The following is an 18,420-nucleotide window of genomic DNA, read 5'->3' as shown; positions in this document are numbered from 1 at the left end:
AAACGGCGCACCCTGTGGGAGCGAGCCTGCTCGCGATAGCGGTGTGTCAGTCAGCATAAATGTCGACTGTATGGCCGCCATCGCGAGCAGGCTCACTCCCACAGGGTATGCGGCGGTGTTGAGATTTTTGCTCATTGGCGCGGTCCTGCTGATCAGCGCCTGCGCCAGCAAGGCACCGCTGCCCGAGCAAACCCCGAGCCTGCCGTTGCCGCAGCAATTGCACATTCAGCGTCTGGCGGACGGCCAGCGTCAGGACTGGGTGCTGGTGATTGCGCGTGAAGGCCCGGGCATTCGCTGGTCGATGATGGACCTGCTGGGTATTCCACAGGCACGTCAGAAACTGATCGACGGTCAATGGCAAGCGGACGGCCTGTTGCCGCCCAACCCGGAAGCCCGTGAGCTGTTCGCGGCGTTGGTGTTTGCGCTGACGCCCAAGGATGAATTGCGCGGCAACTACCCAACGGCCTGGCAGCATGGCGCACAACGCTCCCTGCCCGAGTACTGGGAAGTCCGTTATTCACAACCGATGAGCTTTGAATTGAACCTGCCCAAAGGTCCGACGTACCAAGTCACGCCCCTGTCCGGTGAGACACCATGACCGCCTACCTGAACGCCCTCGGGGTGATCTGCGCCCTGGGCCGCGACAAGCACGAAGTCGCGCGCAACCTGTTTGCCGGCGATTGCTCCGGCATGCGCAGCGAGGCCGGCTGGGTGCCGGAACGTTCGTTGCCGGTGGCCGCAGTTCGCGGTGCACTGGCGCCGATCCCGGCGGAACTGGTGAAGCAAAGCACCCGAAACAATCAGTTGTTGCTGGAAGCGGCGCTGCAAATCCGCGACGACATTGATCAAGCGATCCAGACCTACGGCCGCGACCGCATCGGCGTGATCCTCGGCACCAGCACGTCCGGCATCGATGAAGCCAGCCGCGGCCTGGCCCATTACATCCGCGAACATCAGTTCCCGGACTATTACGACTATCAGCAACAGGAACTCGGCGCGCCGGCGAATTTCCTTGCCGACTGGCTGCAACTCAGCGGCCCGGCCTATGTGATTTCCACCGCCTGCACCTCCAGCGCCCGTGCGCTGATGAGTGCCCAGCGCCTGTTGGACCTGGGCCTGTGCGACGCAGTGTTGTGCGGCGGCGTCGACAGTTTGTGCAAATTGACCCTCAACGGCTTCTCGGCGCTGGAGGCGGTGTCCGAACAACGTTGCAACCCGTTCTCGGTCAACCGCAACGGCATCAACATCGGTGAAGCGGCGGTGCTGTTCCTGATGACCAAAGTGGCTGGCGATAAACCATCGATTGCACTGCTCGGCAGTGGCGCCAGCTCAGATGCGCACCACATTTCCGCGCCGGAACCGACCGGCCGTGGCGCCCTGCAAGCGATGCGCAAGGCCCTGGGCCGCGCGAACCTGCAACCCGAACAGATCGGTTACCTGAACCTGCACGGCACCGCCACGCAACACAATGACGCCATGGAAAGCCTCGCGGTGTCGGCCTTGTTCCCGACCGGCGTGCCGTGTTCTTCGACCAAACCGATGACCGGTCATACCCTCGGCGCGGCCGGCGCGCTGGAAGCGGCGTTCTGCTGGCTAAGCCTGAGCGCTGACAATCAAACACATACGTTGCCGCCACATGTCTGGGACGGCCAGCCTGACCCGCAACTGCCAGCCCTGAATTGGGTGACCCCGGCCGATCGCCTGGCGTCCATTGCACCTCGCTACCTGATGAGCAATTCCTTTGCCTTCGGTGGCAATAACGTCAGCCTGATTATCGGAGACGCCCCATGATTGACTGGCCGCTCGCCGAACTGCTGCCGCACGCTGGCGACATGATCCTCATCGATCAGATCCTCGCGTTCGATGACGAGCAGATCCACACCCGCCTCACCGTCAAGCCCGATGGCCTGTTCAACCGTCCCGACGGCAGCCTGCCGGCGTGGGTCGGCATCGAACTGATGGCCCAGAGCGTCGCCGCCTTCGCCGGCTGCCATGCGCGCCAGCGAGGCGATGCGGTGGAGCTGGGTTTCCTGCTCGGCACCCGCAAATTCGAATGCAATGTCGACCACTTTCCCGCCGGCACCGAGCTGACTATCCATGGTCTGCGTTCGCTGGAAGACGACAACGGCATGGGCGTGTTCGAATGCCACATCAACGCCCCCGGCATTCACGCTACCGCCCGTCTGAACGTGTTCCGCCCGCCTCAGGCCGCTCAATATCTTCATGAAACCCCACAAAGCTCTTCACAAGGCTTTTCACAAGGAACGCAGGCATGACTGAATCCGTACTGGTCACCGGTTCCAGCCGTGGCATCGGCCGCGCTATCGCGTTGCGTCTGGCTCAGGCCGGGCATGACATCGTGCTGCATTGCCGCAGCGGCCTGGCTGACGCCGAAGGGGTGAAGGCCGAAATCGAAGCCTTGGGCCGCAACGCACGCATCCTGCAATTCGACGTGTCCGACCGCGCCAGTTGCAAAGCCATTCTCGAAGCCGACGTGGAAAGCCATGGCGCCTATTACGGCGTGGTGCTCAACGCCGGCCTGACGCGTGACGGTGCTTTTCCGGCGCTGAGCGAGGATGATTGGGATGTGGTGATGCGCACCAACCTCGACGGTTTCTACAACGTGCTGCACCCTGTGATGATGCCGATGATCCGTCGTCGCGCCGCCGGGCGAATTGTCTGCATCACTTCGGTTTCCGGTTTGATCGGCAATCGCGGGCAGGTCAATTACAGTGCCTCCAAGGCCGGTTTGATCGGCGCGGCAAAAGCGTTGGCGATTGAACTGGGCAAGCGCAAAATCACCGTCAATTGCGTCGCACCCGGCCTGATCGACACCGCCATGCTCGACGAAAACGTGCCAGTGGAAGAACTGATGAAAATGATTCCCGCACAGCGCATGGGCACCCCGCAAGAGGTGGCCGGCGCGGTGAATTTCCTGATGTCGGCGGAAGCGTCGTACATCACCCGGCAGGTTCTGGCCGTCAACGGAGGCCTGTGCTGATGAAGCGCGTCGTCGTCACCGGCATGGCCGGCATCACCTCACTGGGCAGCGACTGGGAAACCATCGCCGGCAACTTCGCAGCCAACCGCAGCGGCATCCGCCGCATGGACGAGTGGGACCGTTTCACCGAGCTCAACACGCGCCTGGCTGGTCCCATTGATGATTTCAAAGTGCCGAGCCACTGGACCCGCAAACAACTGCGCAGCATGGGCCGCGTCTCGCGCCTGGCCGTCGGCGCGGCGGAACAGGCGTTGGCCGATGCCGGTTTGCTCGGTGACCCTTCGATCAAGGACGGGCGCATGGGCGTCGCGTGCGGCTCATCCACCGGCAGCACCGACGAAATCAAGGCATTCGGCAACATGCTGCTCAACTCGGTGGCCGAAGGCCTGAACGCCAACTCCTACGTGCGCATGATGCCGCACACCACGGCGGCGAACATCAGCATCTTCTTCGGCCTCACCGGCCGATTGATCCCGACTTCCAGTGCTTGCACCAGCGGCAGTCAGGGCATCGGTTATGCCTACGAATCGATCAAGTTCGGCCGCTTGCCATTGATGCTCGCCGGCGGCGCCGAAGAGCTGTGCCCCACCGAAGCCATGGTCTTCGACGCGCTCTACGCCACCAGCCTGAAAAACGACGCGCCGCAGACGTCACCACGCCCTTACGACAGCGCTCGCGATGGCCTGGTGATCGGTGAAGGCGGCGGCATGCTGGTGCTGGAAGAGCTCGAACACGCGCTGGCACGCGGCGCACACATTCACGCCGAACTCGTCGGCTTCGGCAGCAACGCCGACGGCCAGCACACCACCCGTCCAGAGCAGGCCACCATGCGCCGCGCGATGGAACTGGCCCTGGAAGACGCCGGTTTGCAGCCATCGGACATCGGCTACGTCAACGGTCACGGCACCGCGACCGAACAGGGCGACATCGCCGAAACACTGGCGACCAGCAGCCTGTTCGGCGAACACATGCCGATCAGTTCACAGAAGAGCTTCCTCGGCCACACCCTCGGCGCCTGCGGTGCATTGGAGTCGTGGTTCAGCATCGAAATGATGAACCGCGATTTGTACGCGCACACCTTCAACCTCGATGAGGTCGATCCGCACTGCGGCAAGCTCGATTACCTGCGCGGCGAGTTTCGGCAGATGAGCAATCAGTATGTGATGAACAACAACTTCGCGTTTGGCGGCGTCAACACCTCGTTGATCTTCAAGCGCTGGTCGTAACGCAATCCCTTGTAGGAGCCGGCTTGCCGGCTCCTACAGGTTTACGGGTTGACGACGTTGTGGGGTCATTCAGCTCGTTAGAGATGTCTTAGGAAACGTCCCACAACTACTACTGAAAAAATGCAAAACCTGTAGGAGCCGGCTTGCTGGCGATAGCGGTGGATCATTCAACATCGATGTCGCCTGATAGTCCGCTATCGCCGGCAAGCCGGCTCCTACAGGTTTGCGGGTGTGACGATGTTGTGGGGTCATTCAGCTCGTTAGAGATGTCTTAGGAAACGTCCCACAACTGCAACTGAAAAAATGCAAAACCTGTAGGAGCCGGCTTGCTGGCGATAGCGGTGGATCAGTCAACATCAATGCCAACTGACAATCCGCGATCGCCAGCAAGCCGGCTCCTACAGGTTTGTGTCGTTCATGACTTGAGGGGTTCGACCTTGCGCGTCAGCAGGTCCACAAACGCCTTGGCCATGGGGGATTTCTGATCCTTGCGCTGCACCAGCCACACCGCCGAAACCGCTGCAGGGTCGAGCAGAGGTCGGTACACAACGCCATCAATCCGCATCCGCTGATAAGACGCCGGCAGCACCGACACGCCGAGCCCCGCCGCCACCAACCCGATAATGGTCATCGCCTCACCCGCCTCTTGCGCGAAGTGCGGGCTGAAACCGGCATCCCGCGCCAGGCTGAGCAATTGTGCGTACAGACCACTGCCGTAACTGCGTGGGAAAAATACGAACGGTTCCAGGGCCAGAGCTGACAGGAATATTCCCTCTTCACTGTCCTGCACCAGCGGATGCTTGGAACTGAGCACGGCCACCAGCGGCTCGCGCATCAACTCCACCACGCTGAGCGAATCCGGCAAACCCAACGGCCGCATGATTCCGACTTCGATCGACTCGTCCACCAGCGCTTCGGCCACCTGGGTGCTGCTCATTTCCCGCAGGTTCAGGTGCACCGCCGGGAACCGCTGGCGGAATGAAAAAATCGCCTGGGGAATGGTCGAGTTGAACGGTGCCGACGAGGTGAAACCGATTTTGAGTTCGCCCAACTCACCGAGCTGCGCCCGCCGCGCCACATCCGCCGCCTTGTCGACCTGCGCCAGCACCAATCGAGCTTCTTCCAGAAACAATCGCCCGGCCTCACTGAGCTCGACCCGACGATTGGTACGCTCGAACAATCGCGCACCGACTTCCTGTTCCAGCGCCTGAATCTGCTGGCTCAGCGGCGGTTGCGAGATGCCCAGCACCTGAGCGGCGCGGCCGAAGTGCAGTTCTTCGGCGACAGCAATGAAGTAGCGCAGGTGACGCAATTCCATGAAAACTCCATTAGGTCGTAAAACCTCTCAAACAGGTCGAACAATATATTGGATTGAATCATTAGGCAGCTATATGCTTTTTTCATTGCCTGACCGGCTGCGCTCCCCCGAGGTCTGAAGTGAAAACTGCTGTCGCCCCACTCGCCCATGAAGTTCCGCCCGCCGCGCTGGACGATGCCGTCTCTGAACTGAAGGAGATCTACATCGAAAAGGGCACGCCGATGTTCATGCGCACGGTACTGGCGCTGTTCTCCGGCGGCTTTGCGACCTTCGCGCTGCTGTATTGCGTGCAACCGATGATGCCGCTGCTGTCCCACGAATATTCGATCAACGCGGCGCAGAGCAGCCTGATTCTGTCGGTGGCCACGGCCATGCTCGCTATCGGCCTGCTGATCACCGGGCCGATCTCCGACCGGGTCGGGCGCAAACCGGTGATGGTGGCGGCGCTGTTTGCCGCGGCGCTGTGCACCATCGCCAGTTCCATGATGCCGAGCTGGCACGGCGTGCTGGTGATGCGTGCGTTGATCGGGTTGTCGTTGAGCGGCCTGGCGGCGGTCGCGATGACCTACCTGAGCGAAGAGATCCACCCGCAACACATCGGCCTGGCGATGGGCCTGTACATCGGTGGCAACGCGATTGGCGGGATGTGCGGGCGCTTGATTACCGGGGTGTTGATCGACTTCGTCAGCTGGCACACGGCGATGCTGGTGATCGGCGGCCTGGCGCTGATCGCGGCGGCGGTGTTCTGGAAAATTCTTCCCGAATCGCGCAACTTCCGCGCCCGTTCGCTGCACCCGCGCAGCCTGCTCGACGGTTTCACCATGCACTTTCGCGACGCCGGTTTGCCGCTGTTGTTCCTAGAAGCGTTTGTGCTGATGGGCGCGTTCGTCACGCTCTTCAACTACATCGGCTATCGCCTGCTGGCCGAGCCGTACCACATGGACCAGGCCTTTGTCGGGCTGCTGTCGGTGGTGTACCTGTCGGGCATCTACAGCTCGGCGAAAATCGGTTCGCTGGCCGACAAACTCGGACGCCGCAAAATGCTCTGGTCGACCATCGTGCTGATGCTCGCCGGTCTCGCCCTGACCATGCTCACGCCGCTGCCCGTGGTGATCATCGGCATGCTGATTTTCACCTTCGGTTTCTTCGGCGCGCACTCGGTGGCCAGCAGCTGGATCGGCCGTCGCGCCACAAAGGCCAAGGGTCAGGCATCGTCGTTGTACTTGTTCAGTTACTACGCCGGGTCGAGCATTGCCGGTACGGCAGGCGGTGTGTTCTGGCACCTCGGCGGGTGGAACGGGATTGGTGTGTTCATCGGTGCGCTGCTGGTGGTGGCGTTGCTGGTTGCGTTGAAACTGGCCCGCCTGCCGCTGCTGCCGGGGAATGGCTCGACTACCTGAGCACCACCCGCGCCTCAAGCACCGCGTCACGCTTTTCCAGGGTCAGCGATTGCAAGGCGACGCCGTCACGTTCGGTGCGGTCCAGCCATTGCAACAACGCCTGCGCATCGCCGCTGAGGGTCAGGCGCAACACGTCGTTGTCGGTGTCCATCTGATGGATCTCAAGCCCCGCCGCTGTGGCGCTTTCGCTGACACGCAGCGACAACGACTGATGGCTGACGACGGGCGGGGTGCTTCGCGGTTGTGCCCGTTGCAGTTGCGCAGACACGGCCAGTTGCTGTTGGTGCTGGCGTTCCATGGTTTCCAGGCGTTGACGTGTCGGTTGCCAGATCAGGCTGAACGCCACGACAGCCAATAAAAATGCGCCCATGGCCAGCAACAGTCGTTGCTCGCGAAGGGACAGCCGTTGCCAGGCCGCTTTCATGCGCGGTCCTCCACTGTAAGGGTCGCCTGCACGCGGTCGCGCTCTTTGCTCGCACTGTCGAGCCGCAGTGGCACGCCTTGTTGTCGCCCGCGCTCGCGCAGTTGTTCCAGCTCGGCAAAGCTGTTGGCGCTCAGCTGGATTTTCCAGCCATCGCCGGCACGAAACTCAATACGCCGGACCTCGACATTGCTTGCGCCGATCACCTGCTCGACCAGCGTCACCAGCTCGGCGACGCGCGTACGCTGCGGCTCGGCGGTCTGCTGTTGTAGTGCGTTGAGCTGCGTTGCCAGATCGACGATGCGGCTCTGCTCGGGGTCAAGCGCCTTGAACCGTTGCTCGTTCTGGCTGTAGAGCCTGCGTGTTTCACTCTCCAGAAAATGGATTCGCGCAGCGCTGGCGCCCCAGGTCAGCAACAGCAACGTCAGGATCGTCAAACCGCCGAGGCGCCAGGGCAGACGTTTGTTGCGCAGGGCGAATTCGCCTTGCAGCAGATTGATGGCCTGCGCTGGTCGGTGGGCCAGGTATTGATCGACATCCGTTGCACCCTGACGCTCGTCGACCCATTGAATCCCCGCAGGCAAGGCCGGTCCCAGTAACTTCACCCCGTCGTCCGTTAACGCCAGGCGGGCCGGCAGCCCTCCGCCGACCAGCCATCGACCGAACCACCAAACACCGAGTGCCTGATCCAGGGGCAAGACATCGGCATCGACGAACACCGAACGCACCTCAACGCCCTCTTCGGCCAGTAACGCGAGCATCGCGGCAAACCGCTGACGGTCGATCACCATGACCGGATAACGCCCTTCCTGATCGCGAGCGCCGATGCTCAGGTGCAACGTTTCCAGCGCTTCGCTCAATTGATCTTCCACGGCAAACGCGACGGCTTGCGTGCCGGGTTGGCGTTTGGAAGGCCATGGAGCGCTGCGCACCCAGCTGCACAATTCCATGGGCAACAGCAGGTCCACCGCCTGCCCGTTCAGCAGCTGCGCCGCTTGATTCAAGGGCATGAGTTGGCGTTGCCGAGTCGAGGACCAGACGCAGCAAGGCCAGTCTGCCGACGGTTCGCCCAGGCCCTCGGCTGTCAGGTAAAGCCAGGTATTCATCGCGGCATCTCGTGGGCAGTCGAAGGAAGAAGGCGTCGTTGCAGAACGTTGAATTGGTGCGTGTCGGCGTCGCGTTCGACCTCCGTGGCCAGCCGCAATCGGCGCTGTCCCTGAGTGACCTGCACCGTGATGCGGAACCAGCGGCTGCCGGTGCCAAGTCCATGACTGCTCAGGCCTGCACCGGAGAGCAGCGGGTCTTGCGTAAAGGCCTGTACGCTGGCCCATCCCGTCGTCGAAGCCTGACGAACCAGCGCCGCAGCCGTGGTCGCGTCCACGTCATCGAGCGTCCTCAGCACCAACGCCGGGACCGTGTTGACGTTCAGCGTTGCGTGGCCGGGCAACATCGCCACCCAAGGCTCAAGTTGACGCAGCACATGAGCATCAACCCCCGGCAGCAGGCGCAGTTGGCTCAGTTCTCGGAACGCTCCCACCTGAGCAAGTTGCAACGGTGGAAGATTCAGCACGTCGAGCAAGCGCGCCCAGCGGTTGAGGGTGACTTGGTCGATCTGCCCCTGAGTCAACAATGAGTTGAGATTGAAGCGCCCGGCGAGGTCTTCGATATCAACTCGGATCTGCGCGTCTTCGACGTCGAAGTCGGGAGTCATCCGCGCCCAGTCCTGGGTCAGGTCGACGGTTTTTTGCGAGCCCTGCGCCGCGTCCCGCAAGCGCAAAAGCGCCCAGCTTTCCCCCGCAACGGCGAGTTGGCGCATTTGAATGTGCTGCAGGGCCTGGCCGCTGCTGTGCAGCGACAGGCGATGGCTGCGCAGCAAGCCGCTGGTGATCAACAACGCCAGACTCATGACCAGCAACACGCTGATCAACGCGATGCCGCGTTGATGCCTCCTCATGGCAACGCGCCGGGCAACAGCAATACCCGACGAATCGCCTCGAAACGGCCCGTAGAGAATTGCACTTCCACCGCCATCGGCCGCTTCACGCCCCGCCCGGATGGCCAATCGCTGCTCCAACCGGACTGTGCGTCAAACACCCGCCAACTCAAGTCTCGAACATCGCCCAGCAGTTTTTGCCGCTGCACGATCGGCACCCCCTCCCCCTGACTTTCACGCCACAGCGTGCCGTTATCGAGTCGATAGGTCAGCAACTGGCGCTCGCTGCGCGGCTGGTCCAAAGGGTTGCGCCAATGGCTGCGCTGCAACTGCAACACCGATTGCTGGAGCACGACAGGTTGATCGGTGGCGTGCAGCACATCCCGTTCGATCACCGCCACCGCCCGTTGCAGGCTTCGGAACTCACGCTCATGCGCCGTCGTCCCTCGTTGCACGCGCACCACGCCATCGAACAGCCCCCAACTGGCCAGGCCCAGCAACGCGAAGATCGCCATGGCGATGACCAGTTCCAGCAAGGTGAAACCGCTCTGCTTATTCATCACGATGAGGTATCCAGCCACTGGCGCGGTGTACGGTTTGCTCACGCCCGGAAAGGCTGACGTCAACATCGACCTTGAGCAGGCGCGGATCAGGCGAAACGCTGATGCGCTGGCGCAGCAACCAGTCGCGGCGATCCATCGACACGATCCGTTGTTGCTGGTCGAGGGGCCATCCGGTTTGCAGGCGCAGTTCATTCAGATGGTTGTCTGCCAGCCACGCGGCGAAGAGCCGTTCCTCGACCGCGCCGGTTTGCCTGACCACGTATTGGCTCGCCGACAACACGGCGGCCGCCAGCGTCGAAAAGATCGCCAGGGCCACCATGATTTCCAGCAAGGTGAAGCCACGCATGCGTGAAGCAAACGGCCGGCTAGCCATCGATCACCACCTGGCCAAGGCCATCGCTGGACAGGCTGAGCCACGTCTTTTTGTCGCTGCCAAACGACAGCGTAAAGACGCTGGTTTCATCGTTGCTGAACATCAGCAACTGAGGAGGTCCATCGTCGGCGCCAAGGGTTACCGGATGACCGTCCTGCTCAAGCTGTAGCCGCACGTTTTCGGGCCATCGATAAAAAGCCGCCATCGGTTCCCAGCCCTGAACATCGAGCCTCATCACCCGATAACCCTCGACACTCAGCCGCAGGCCGAACTCCTGGCCATCGAGCACTGCGCGTTCGCGCAACTGTTGAATCACGCCCACGATCCCGTGCGCTTCCTGCCGGGCCTGACGCGCCGGATTCGACCCGGTGGCGAAGCTCACCATGCCCAACAGCACGCCGATCAAAACGATCACGATCATCAGTTCGAGCAAGGTGAATCCCCGACAACGCTGGCGCATGATTCAGTCGCCCCAGTTGCCGATATCGGCCGCATGCCCTTCGCCACCCTTCACGCCATCGGAACCGAGGGAGTACAAGTCATAGCTGCCGTCCACCGAATGCACACCGGGATTGAGGTACTGATAGGGCGTGTTCCACGGATCGACCGGCAGGCTTTTCAGATAACCCTGAGGGTTCCAGTTCCTCGCCGCCGGCAGGCCGGAAGGTGGTTTGTTCAAGGCTTCCAGCCCCTGTTGCGTCGAGGGGTAGTTGAAGTTGTCGAGGCGATACATTTCGAGGGCCGTGGCGATGGCCTGGAGATCAATTTTGCTGGCGGTGACTTTGGCCTGGTCGGGACGGCTCATGAACTGCGGCACCACAATGGCCCCCAGCACGCCGATGATGACGACCACCACCATGATTTCGATCAGGGTAAAACCGCGTTGAGCGCGAGGACTGTTTCTCTGTGCTGCATTCATGGGTCAATTCACCAATTGGTTGAGGCTGAGAATCGGTAGGAGGATGGCCATGACGATCAGCAGCACCACGCCGCCCATCAGCACCAGCATGGCCGGTTCAAAAAGGCTCACGACCAGTGCGATACGCGCCGCCAGACTGCTTTCCTGCTGCTCGGCAGCCCGCACCAGCATGCGATCGAGCTCACCGGCGCGTTCACCGCTGGCGATCATGTGCAGCATCATCGGCGGGATGTCGCCGCTCAGTTCCAGGCCGCGGGTCAGCGTTCCACCTTCACGGACCGAGCGCGCGACATCGGCCATGCGGCTGCGGATGGTCAGGTTGCCGATGACGGCCGCCGCGATCTCTAGCGCGTCCACCAATGGCACTGCACTTTTGCCGAGGATTGCCAGCGTGCTGGCGAACCGTGCGGCTTCCATCGCCCGCAACACCTCGCCCATGACCGGCAGTTTCAACGCGAGACGATGCCAGCGCAGGCGCCAGACCGGCTGGCGCAGGCTCCAGCGCCAGAGGCCGAGCAACGTCGCCAGCACGCCCATCAACAACAGAAAGTGATTGCGCAGCCCATTGCTGAGGGCGATCAGTGCCTGTGTCAGCCAGGGCAACGGCTGGCCACTGTCGACGAAGATCTTCACCACGTCGGGCACCACGTAGCCAAGCAGAAAACCAACAATCGCGACGCTGGCCAACATCAGGATCAACGGGTACACCAGGGCCATCTGGATTTTCTGCCGCGACGCCTGGCGGGCCTGGGTGTAAGCGGCCAGTTGTTCCAGCACATGCCCCAAGTGACCGGAACGTTCGCCAGCCGCGACAGTGGCGCGGAACAATTCGGGGAACGCCTTGGGAAATTGAGCCAGCGCCGTCGACAGGGCATGACCTTCCATCACCCGACTCCTGACCGCCGACAACAAACCGGCAACCTTGCGCTTCGCACTCTGCTTCGTCACCGCTTCAAGGGCTTCCTCCAGAGGTAGCCCTGCCTGAACGAGGGTGGACAGCTGCAAGGTCAACAGTGCCAGATCCGCCGCGCTCAGACGTCCGCTGCGAGGCTGCGTCCCCGTGTCGCCACCTGCCCTGACCTCGCTCAACTCACGCGGCCACAAGCCGCGTTCACGCATCAGTTGCCGGGCATGTCGCGGGCCGTCGGCCTCCAGTCGGCCTTTGCAGCGTCGACCCTGGGCGTCGTCAGCGCGGTAATCGAACGTCGGCACTCGCTAATCCTCCTGCGTCACGCGCAGTAATTCGTCGAGGCTAGTCACGCCCTCCAGCACCCGCTGGCGACCGTCCTGAAACAGGCTGCGGGAGACCTTGCGCGTCTCTTCTATCAACGCCTGCTCACTCGCACCTTGATGAATCAGAACCGAGACGGCGGGCGTCACGCTGATCAGCTCGTAGATCCCGATCCGCCCGCGATAACCGTGCTGACACTGGTCACATCCCACGGCCCTGAACAGTTGCGGTGGCGCTGCCGAATCGAGCCCGAGGCGCTCGCACGTGGCCTCATCGGCGCTGTACGCCGTCTTGCAATGGGGACACAACGTGCGCAGTAAACGCTGGGCCAGAATGCCCACCAGCGACGATGCCAGCAGGTAGGCATCGACGCCCATGTCCACCAGCCGCGTCACTGCACCGACGGCACTGTTGGTGTGCAACGTCGAGAGCACCAGGTGCCCGGTCAGCGATGCCTGGACGGCGATTTCCGCCGTCTCGCGATCACGGATTTCGCCGACCATCACCACGTCCGGATCCTGACGCAAAATCGCCCGCAAGCCGCGGGCAAACGTCATGTCCACTTTCGGATTGACCGGCATCTGCCCCACACCCGGCAGGTGATATTCGATGGGGTCTTCGACCGTGAGGATGTTGCGTGTCTGATCGTTCAGGCTGCTCAGCGCGGCGTACAGACTGGTGGTCTTGCCGGAACCGGTGGGCCCGGTCACCAGCAGAATGCCGTGAGGTTTTGCGAGCAACTGGCGCAACGCGGCGAGGGTATCGGCAGGCATACCGAGTCGCGGCAATTCCAGGCGCCCGGCCTGCTTGTCGAGCAGGCGCAGCACCACCCGTTCGCCGTGGGCCGAAGGCAGCGTGGAGACCCGCACATCGACTTCGTGCCCGGCCAGTCGCAGGGCCATTCGACCATCCTGCGGGACCCGTTTTTCAGCAATGTCCAGGCGTGCCATGACCTTGATCCGCGACACCAGCAAGGTGGCCAGTTCGCGTCGGGGCCTGAGCATTTCGCGCAATTGCCCGTCGACGCGCATGCGTACCGACAAGTACTGCTCGAAGGTTTCCAGGTGCACGTCCGACGCGTGCTCGCGCACCGCTTCGCTGAGCAGTGCGTTGATCAACCGGATGATCGGCGCGTCGCCCTGCTGCTCCAGCAGGTCGGCGGTTTGCGGGACTTGATCGACCAGGCTGAGCAGGTCCAGCTCTTCGTCCAGCCCTTGGGCAACTTGCTCGGCTGCGCTCTGACCTTCGCGATAAGCGACGGCCAGACGTGCGGCGAATACATCAGGCTCAAGCACCCGCATCGACAGATTCCGAGCGCTTGCCCGACGGGCTTCCGACAGGGCCGTGAGCGGCGTATTGGCGCGCAGTACAAGGCTTGAGCCCGGCCCGTCGTGCTCCAGCAGTACGCCGAAACGCCGGGCGAAACCGAAGGGCAATGGCTGGAGGGATTCACGCGACTCGCTCATGGCGATTCCGCCGCCTGCTTGCGCAAATCGAACACGGGGGCGTCGGGCGCGGGGTCGAACAATTGACGCGCCTCGGCCGGCAGCAGCAAGGAGTTGTTCCCTCGCGCGCCGGGCTTGCTCAATTCACGCAGCGCGTTGTAACGCTGCTGGCTGACGTCTGACAGGTCTTCCTTGCTGCGCACGATGGTCGGCCGCAAAAACACCATCAGGTTGCTTTTGGTCTGGGTGTCGCGGGTCCAGCGAAACAGCGCACCGAGGTAGGGAATGTCGCGCAGCAACGGCACCCCGCTCTGTTGGGTGCGGACGCTGTCCCTGATCAGCCCGCCGATGACGATGATTTCGCCATCGTCCGCCAGGATCGTGCTCTTGAGCGCACGCTTGTTGGTGATCAGGTCCGAAGAATCGATGCCCGATACCGAAGGCGCGATGTCCGACACTTCCTGCGCGACCTCCAGGCGCAACGTCGAGCCTTCGTTGATGTACGGCTTGATCTTCAGGCTGATACCCACATCCTTGCGCTCGACGGTGGTAAACGGATTTTCCGCGCCGTTGCTGTTGGTGGCGTAGGAGCCGGTCTTGAACGGGACGTTTTGGCCGACGATGATTTCTGCCTCCTGATTGTCCAGGGTCAGCAGGCTCGGCGTGGACAACAGGTTGCTGCGGGTGTTGCTGGCCAGCGCCGAAACCAACGCGCCGAAGCGGTCATTGCCCAGTTGCAGGATGGCGCCTTCCGGCGCGGATTTTTTCTCGTCAAAGTTCAGCCCGCCGATGATCGGAATGTCGGTGCCGGGGAAGTTGATGAAGCCTTTTGCATCGCTGCCGCTGACGCTCCACTGAACACCCACGGCCTCGGCGATGTCCCCGGAAATCTCGACGATGGCGGCATGGATCAGCACCTGCGCCCGAGGCTGGTCCAACTGACGCACGATGTCCTCGATGGTGCGGATTTGCGCCGGTTCGGCGATCAGCACCAGCGCATTCTGGCTTTCGTCGGCCTTGATCATGAACGTCGTGCCGGGTGAGTTATCCCGGGCGCCACCGACGGCCGTTGCCGGCTTTCGGCCCTGGCCCATCGTTTCGAGGACTTCGGCCAATTGCCTGGCATCGCTGTGACGCAGGCGAATCACCCGCGCATTGTCGAGGGTGGCGGTCGCGGGGGTATCGAGACGGCGTGCGAGGTCGATCAGGCGCTGGCGAACCGACGGTGGACCAATGAGAATCAGCCGATTGGTTCTGGCGTCGGCCAGCACCTGGATCGCCGTATCAGCGCTGCGTTTGCCCAGCGAGGACTCCATGACAGTCGCTACATCAGCAGCCTGTGCGTGCTGCATTTGCACCACGGCATGCTGGTTGTTCTGCCCGGAATCCAGTTGCCGGACCACCTGCGCGATACGGTTCACATTGGCCGCAGTATCGGTGACCACCAGCGCATTGGCTGACACCGAAGGACCGACATAGCCGTTGGCCGACACCAGCGGCCGAACCAGGCCGGCGATGTCGGAAGCGCTGCTGGTGTTCAGTTCGACGACCCGGGTGATGAATTGCGAAGCCGTGGCGTTTTTTGCAATGCCTTGGCCGGCGCGGGTTTTCGCTTCGGTGACCGGCGTAATCAGGATCCGGTCACCCTCGTCGATGACCGTGAAGTTGTGGGCATCCAGCACCGAATAAAACAATCGGCGAACACCTTCGCGGTCGAGGGCCTGACGGGACATGACGGTGATGCGCCCGGAGACTCTGGGATCAAGCACCACCGTGGTCCCGAGAATGGTGGAGATTTCCTCGACGATGTCGCGCAGCTCGGCATTGTTCATCGCCAGTTGCCATTTTTCTTCCTCGGCCCGTACCCCGCCGTGAAAGAGTGACAGCGTCAACGCAGCGAGAAAAAGCAGGGTGCGCAACGCCTGCGCGCTGATGAAACAATTCATGGGCTGATCACTCTGACGGCCCGGAGAGCGGGCGTAGAAAATGCGCAGGAGTCGCGGGGGCCGGAGCCTCGGTTTGCGGGTCGAATCGACGCAAGAGCTGCGTGGCAGACGTCTGCAGCGTCAGCACTTCTTCTCGCCCCTTGTTCCACAACACCGCCTGATTCGCCTCGACGCGGCGCAGGACGCTGCCGCCCGGCAACGGATCGCCCACCTGATAAATCCGCGAGCCTTGAGCGTCTGCCAGCAGCGCTCTGGACAACCCTCTGGCCAGGACAAAACTGGCCTGCAGGGTCAGCGGCTCGGCGCTGGCCAACAACGTGGCTCCCGCCGTCAGACCGAGTACCGTCGCCACCGCGGTGGTATCCAGAGGTGCTCGGGGCGGTGGCGTCGCTATCGTTGAAACGACAGGCATCGGTGCGACACGGCTTTGACGAAATCCCCACTCTTGCCACACCAGAAAGGATCCGTACGCGACGGTCACCAGCAGCAGGCAGAGGGAACAGAGTCGCCCGTTCACTCGGCGCGGCCACTGCCAAACTTGCTGCACAAGGACATTCGCCGCAGTACGCGGTGACCGCACAGTTCATGGAAAATCACCGCACCGACATGCATCGCGATCAGCAGTGAAAGCACCAGGCACGACCAAACGTGAATGGTGACAAACAGCGCGATAAGCGCTGGATCACTCAGCGGCTGCGCAATATCGAACCACCCGAATACATCAATCGGGCGGTCCATCATCAACACACCGGTCACCAACACGACACTCACCGTCAGGTAGATCAGTGTGTGGGCATACAGCGCGAGTTTTTCCATGGGCGACAAGGTGTTCACGCTCGTCTGCCGGGCGTGAACGACAAAAATAAACAGCCGCCAGACAAAAAACGGGATGAACACCGTCGTCAGCGACACATTGATAAAGGCAACCCGCTCACCGACGCGGGCTGGCACGTCCACAAAGGCCACGTAGAACCCCGACGCCAGCGTCCAGATGATCACCGCCGCCGACACCCAGTGCAGCCATACGCGTTGGGTGGAGTAACCCGAAACCGTCATTTTCGACTCGACTTTTCAACAGGAAGATAAGCCTTCAGGCAATCCTGTTCCGGATCGCCTGAAGTGTTACGAGAGACTTAGATTTTGTCCCACGCCATGTGCCAGTGCGCCCCTACACCAGGCTCAAAGCCGTTGGCCGTCGGGGTGTATTGCTTGCAGTAACCGGACGCGGGGAATGGCTTGCACTCGAAGATTTCATTGGTCTTCGGTTGCAGCACTTTGGTGCCGGCGGTGTACTCGCTGATGCCTTCGGGGAACACGAAGTCGTGCTCGATGCCCGCGCCTTCACCGGTCATGTGGGTGGGTTGGGTGTCCTGGCGAGTGGTGCGGCCATCCAGCGTGGTGCCGACCAGCGTCAGGGTGTGTTTGCCGGGATTGCTGCGAACATCCATGGTCAGCCAGGTCGGACCGCTGTCTACTTGCTTCGCGACAGAGCCGACCGGCTTGTTGTTCTCGTCGAACAGGGTCGCTTCGACGTTCATCGCACGGTTCGAGATCATGCTGAACTGGACGTTGGCCAGGCCTTTGTCCAGAACGTATTCGGCTTGCTGGGAGGCCACCGACATGCGCGCGGCGGTGTCTTCCTTCATGTCCAGCTGAACTTCGAATCGGGTTACGCCGCTTTCTTTCTGGGCGTAGAGGGTGTTGTTACCCCGGACCGGTTCGATGTTGCCGCTCTCATCACGAATACCGGCACGGATAAGCGATTGGGTGCTGTTGATTTTTTCTGCGAGTTTGAACGCCCATTTGTTCGGCGAGCCTTCCTCGGCAGTGTCGATGGAGATCTCGACGTCGAAATTCGGGCTGACACCGTTGGCAGAGAATGCACGGGCCTTGACCTTGTCGCCGATCATCAATTGGGCCGATGGCGTGATGCCGCCAACGGAAGACCAGCCACCGGGCAACGACGGTTCGCCGAGGATGTTCACATCGACAGCATTGTAAAACGCCGCGTCGGTATCACCGACGGTCCAGATCCCGAGGATGACGTGCTGACCGGATTTGTCGTCAGGAATGTTGCAGTTGTGTTTGGCGCCGGACACCGGCAGCTGATGATTTCCCTCGACGACGCAGAACGGGGTGCTTTCGAACGAGGCGCGCTTGAGGGATTCGTTAACGTTCCAGCCGTTGCGAGTGATGAAGTACTCATGCTTGGTGGCCGGGTGAGCCTGGGTGTAGCGCCATTGGAAATCGATGTTGCGGTCTTTGATCTCCGTTAATTGCCAACGGGTAGCGGACTGAGCATCCATAGCGGAGAACGATGGATGACCGCCACTCGGAATCTTGCCATCGATCGGCCCTTGCAAAGGCGCACCGCCTGTACCAGCCGGAAAACCTTTGAACGTTTCGCCAACACTTTGAGGCTCGTATTGCGCGGCACCACAGTTGGTGTTCCCCCCTTTCTGGCACAGCAGCGCGCGCGAAGGCGGCACTTCCATATAGCCATGGGCCGAAACAGTTTGAGACGCCAGCATTGCCGATAACAGGATCATTGAAGAGGAGCATGCGCTTAGCGCACCTCCCTTGTAGAAGGTCTTTTTCATGAGTGTGTTCCAGACTACTTATCGAAAATTAAGGCGCCACAAGG

20 protein-coding genes are annotated in these 18,420 nt (G+C 61.7%); 6 read left to right on the top strand and 14 right to left on the bottom strand.

The features are described from left to right. Window positions 1-115: 115 nt before the first annotated feature. The 5 genes from IB245_RS05115 to IB245_RS05095 are packed head-to-tail and all read left to right on the top strand — an operon-like array spanning window position 116 to window position 4,227. Window positions 116-598: a hypothetical protein gene (locus IB245_RS05115; RefSeq protein ID WP_032828583.1), complete on the top strand. Its 483-nt coding sequence runs from the start codon at window positions 116-118 to the stop codon at window positions 596-598. Continuing rightward, window positions 595-1,791, top strand: a complete 1,197-nt coding sequence (locus IB245_RS05110) for a beta-ketoacyl-[acyl-carrier-protein] synthase family protein (protein ID WP_192226874.1) — start codon at window positions 595-597, stop codon at window positions 1,789-1,791. The genes IB245_RS05115 and IB245_RS05110 overlap by 4 nt, the downstream gene beginning before the upstream one ends. After that, a complete protein-coding gene (locus tag IB245_RS05105; RefSeq protein ID WP_008039908.1) occupies window positions 1,788-2,276 on the top strand; it encodes a hotdog family protein in 489 nt (162 codons plus the stop codon). Before IB245_RS05110 ends, IB245_RS05105 begins: the two co-directional genes overlap by 4 nt. Continuing rightward, the gene (gene fabG / locus IB245_RS05100) at window positions 2,273-3,001 is read left to right on the top strand and encodes a 3-oxoacyl-ACP reductase FabG (protein ID WP_192226873.1); all 729 of its coding nucleotides are present in this window, start codon (window positions 2,273-2,275) and stop codon (window positions 2,999-3,001) included. Before IB245_RS05105 ends, fabG begins: the two co-directional genes overlap by 4 nt. After that, window positions 3,001-4,227 (top strand): beta-ketoacyl-ACP synthase, encoded by a 1,227-nt coding sequence (locus IB245_RS05095; RefSeq protein WP_008039910.1) that lies wholly within the window; start codon window positions 3,001-3,003, stop codon window positions 4,225-4,227. Before fabG ends, IB245_RS05095 begins: the two co-directional genes overlap by 1 nt. Window positions 4,228-4,642: 415 nt before the next feature. Here the strand turns inward: IB245_RS05095 and IB245_RS05090 are convergent, their stop codons facing one another. Then, the gene (locus IB245_RS05090; RefSeq protein ID WP_008025158.1) at window positions 4,643-5,545 is read right to left on the bottom strand and encodes a LysR family transcriptional regulator; all 903 of its coding nucleotides are present in this window, start codon (window positions 5,543-5,545) and stop codon (window positions 4,643-4,645) included. Between the two features lie 167 nt (window positions 5,546-5,712). Between IB245_RS05090 and IB245_RS05085 the strand changes: the two genes are divergently transcribed. Next, window positions 5,713-6,945 (top strand): MFS transporter, encoded by a 1,233-nt coding sequence (locus IB245_RS05085; RefSeq protein WP_225609813.1) that lies wholly within the window; start codon window positions 5,713-5,715, stop codon window positions 6,943-6,945. On the opposite strand, the gene gspM is transcribed toward IB245_RS05085, so the two are convergent. The 13 genes from gspM to gbpA form a co-directional block, all read right to left on the bottom strand. Next, complete coding sequence (gspM, locus tag IB245_RS05080; protein WP_192226872.1) at window positions 6,938-7,369, bottom strand: type II secretion system protein GspM; 432 nt, start codon at window positions 7,367-7,369, stop codon at window positions 6,938-6,940. The two genes, IB245_RS05085 and gspM, sit on opposite strands and share 8 nt — an antisense overlap. Then, window positions 7,366-8,472: a type II secretion system protein GspL gene (gspL, locus tag IB245_RS05075; protein ID WP_192226871.1), complete on the bottom strand. Its 1,107-nt coding sequence runs from the start codon at window positions 8,470-8,472 to the stop codon at window positions 7,366-7,368. The genes gspM and gspL overlap by 4 nt, the downstream gene beginning before the upstream one ends. After that, window positions 8,469-9,320, bottom strand: a complete 852-nt coding sequence (locus IB245_RS05070; protein WP_192226870.1) for a type II secretion system protein GspK — start codon at window positions 9,318-9,320, stop codon at window positions 8,469-8,471. The genes gspL and IB245_RS05070 overlap by 4 nt, the downstream gene beginning before the upstream one ends. Continuing rightward, on the bottom strand, window positions 9,317-9,859 hold the full coding sequence (locus IB245_RS05065) for a type II secretion system protein GspJ (RefSeq protein ID WP_192226869.1): 543 nt from the start codon (window positions 9,857-9,859) through the stop codon (window positions 9,317-9,319). Before IB245_RS05065 ends, IB245_RS05070 begins: the two co-directional genes overlap by 4 nt. Further along, on the bottom strand, window positions 9,852-10,235 hold the full coding sequence (gene gspI, locus IB245_RS05060; RefSeq protein ID WP_192226868.1) for a type II secretion system minor pseudopilin GspI: 384 nt from the start codon (window positions 10,233-10,235) through the stop codon (window positions 9,852-9,854). Before gspI ends, IB245_RS05065 begins: the two co-directional genes overlap by 8 nt. Then, window positions 10,228-10,695, bottom strand: coding sequence for a type II secretion system minor pseudopilin GspH (gene gspH / locus IB245_RS05055; RefSeq protein ID WP_192226867.1), 468 nt, complete (start codon window positions 10,693-10,695; stop codon window positions 10,228-10,230). The genes gspI and gspH overlap by 8 nt, the downstream gene beginning before the upstream one ends. A gap of 3 nt (window positions 10,696-10,698) precedes the next feature. Then, complete coding sequence (gspG, locus tag IB245_RS05050) at window positions 10,699-11,154, bottom strand: type II secretion system major pseudopilin GspG (RefSeq protein ID WP_192226866.1); 456 nt, start codon at window positions 11,152-11,154, stop codon at window positions 10,699-10,701. Window positions 11,155-11,157: 3 nt separating this feature from the next. After that, window positions 11,158-12,366, bottom strand: coding sequence for a type II secretion system inner membrane protein GspF (gene gspF, locus IB245_RS05045; RefSeq protein WP_192226865.1), 1,209 nt, complete (start codon window positions 12,364-12,366; stop codon window positions 11,158-11,160). A gap of 3 nt (window positions 12,367-12,369) precedes the next feature. Further along, a complete protein-coding gene (gspE, locus tag IB245_RS05040; protein WP_192226864.1) occupies window positions 12,370-13,851 on the bottom strand; it encodes a type II secretion system ATPase GspE in 1,482 nt (493 codons plus the stop codon). Next, the gene (gene gspD / locus IB245_RS05035; protein WP_192226863.1) at window positions 13,848-15,776 is read right to left on the bottom strand and encodes a type II secretion system secretin GspD; all 1,929 of its coding nucleotides are present in this window, start codon (window positions 15,774-15,776) and stop codon (window positions 13,848-13,850) included. Before gspD ends, gspE begins: the two co-directional genes overlap by 4 nt. A 7-nt stretch (window positions 15,777-15,783) precedes the next feature. Next, window positions 15,784-16,188, bottom strand: a complete 405-nt coding sequence (locus IB245_RS05030) for a hypothetical protein (protein WP_225609798.1) — start codon at window positions 16,186-16,188, stop codon at window positions 15,784-15,786. A gap of 101 nt (window positions 16,189-16,289) precedes the next feature. Continuing rightward, complete coding sequence (locus IB245_RS05025; protein WP_192226861.1) at window positions 16,290-16,832, bottom strand: cytochrome b; 543 nt, start codon at window positions 16,830-16,832, stop codon at window positions 16,290-16,292. Window positions 16,833-16,909: 77 nt separating this feature from the next. Continuing rightward, the gene (gene gbpA / locus IB245_RS05020) at window positions 16,910-18,376 is read right to left on the bottom strand and encodes an N-acetylglucosamine-binding protein GbpA (protein WP_192226860.1); all 1,467 of its coding nucleotides are present in this window, start codon (window positions 18,374-18,376) and stop codon (window positions 16,910-16,912) included. Window positions 18,377-18,420 lie beyond the last annotated feature (44 nt).

It is taken from the genome of Pseudomonas sp. PDM02, assembly GCF_014852285.1.
GTDB classification, from domain to species: Bacteria; Pseudomonadota; Gammaproteobacteria; order Pseudomonadales; family Pseudomonadaceae; genus Aquipseudomonas; species Aquipseudomonas migulae.
Note: the sequence above shows the minus strand (reverse complement) of the source record. Positions and strands in the feature narration are given on the sequence as shown.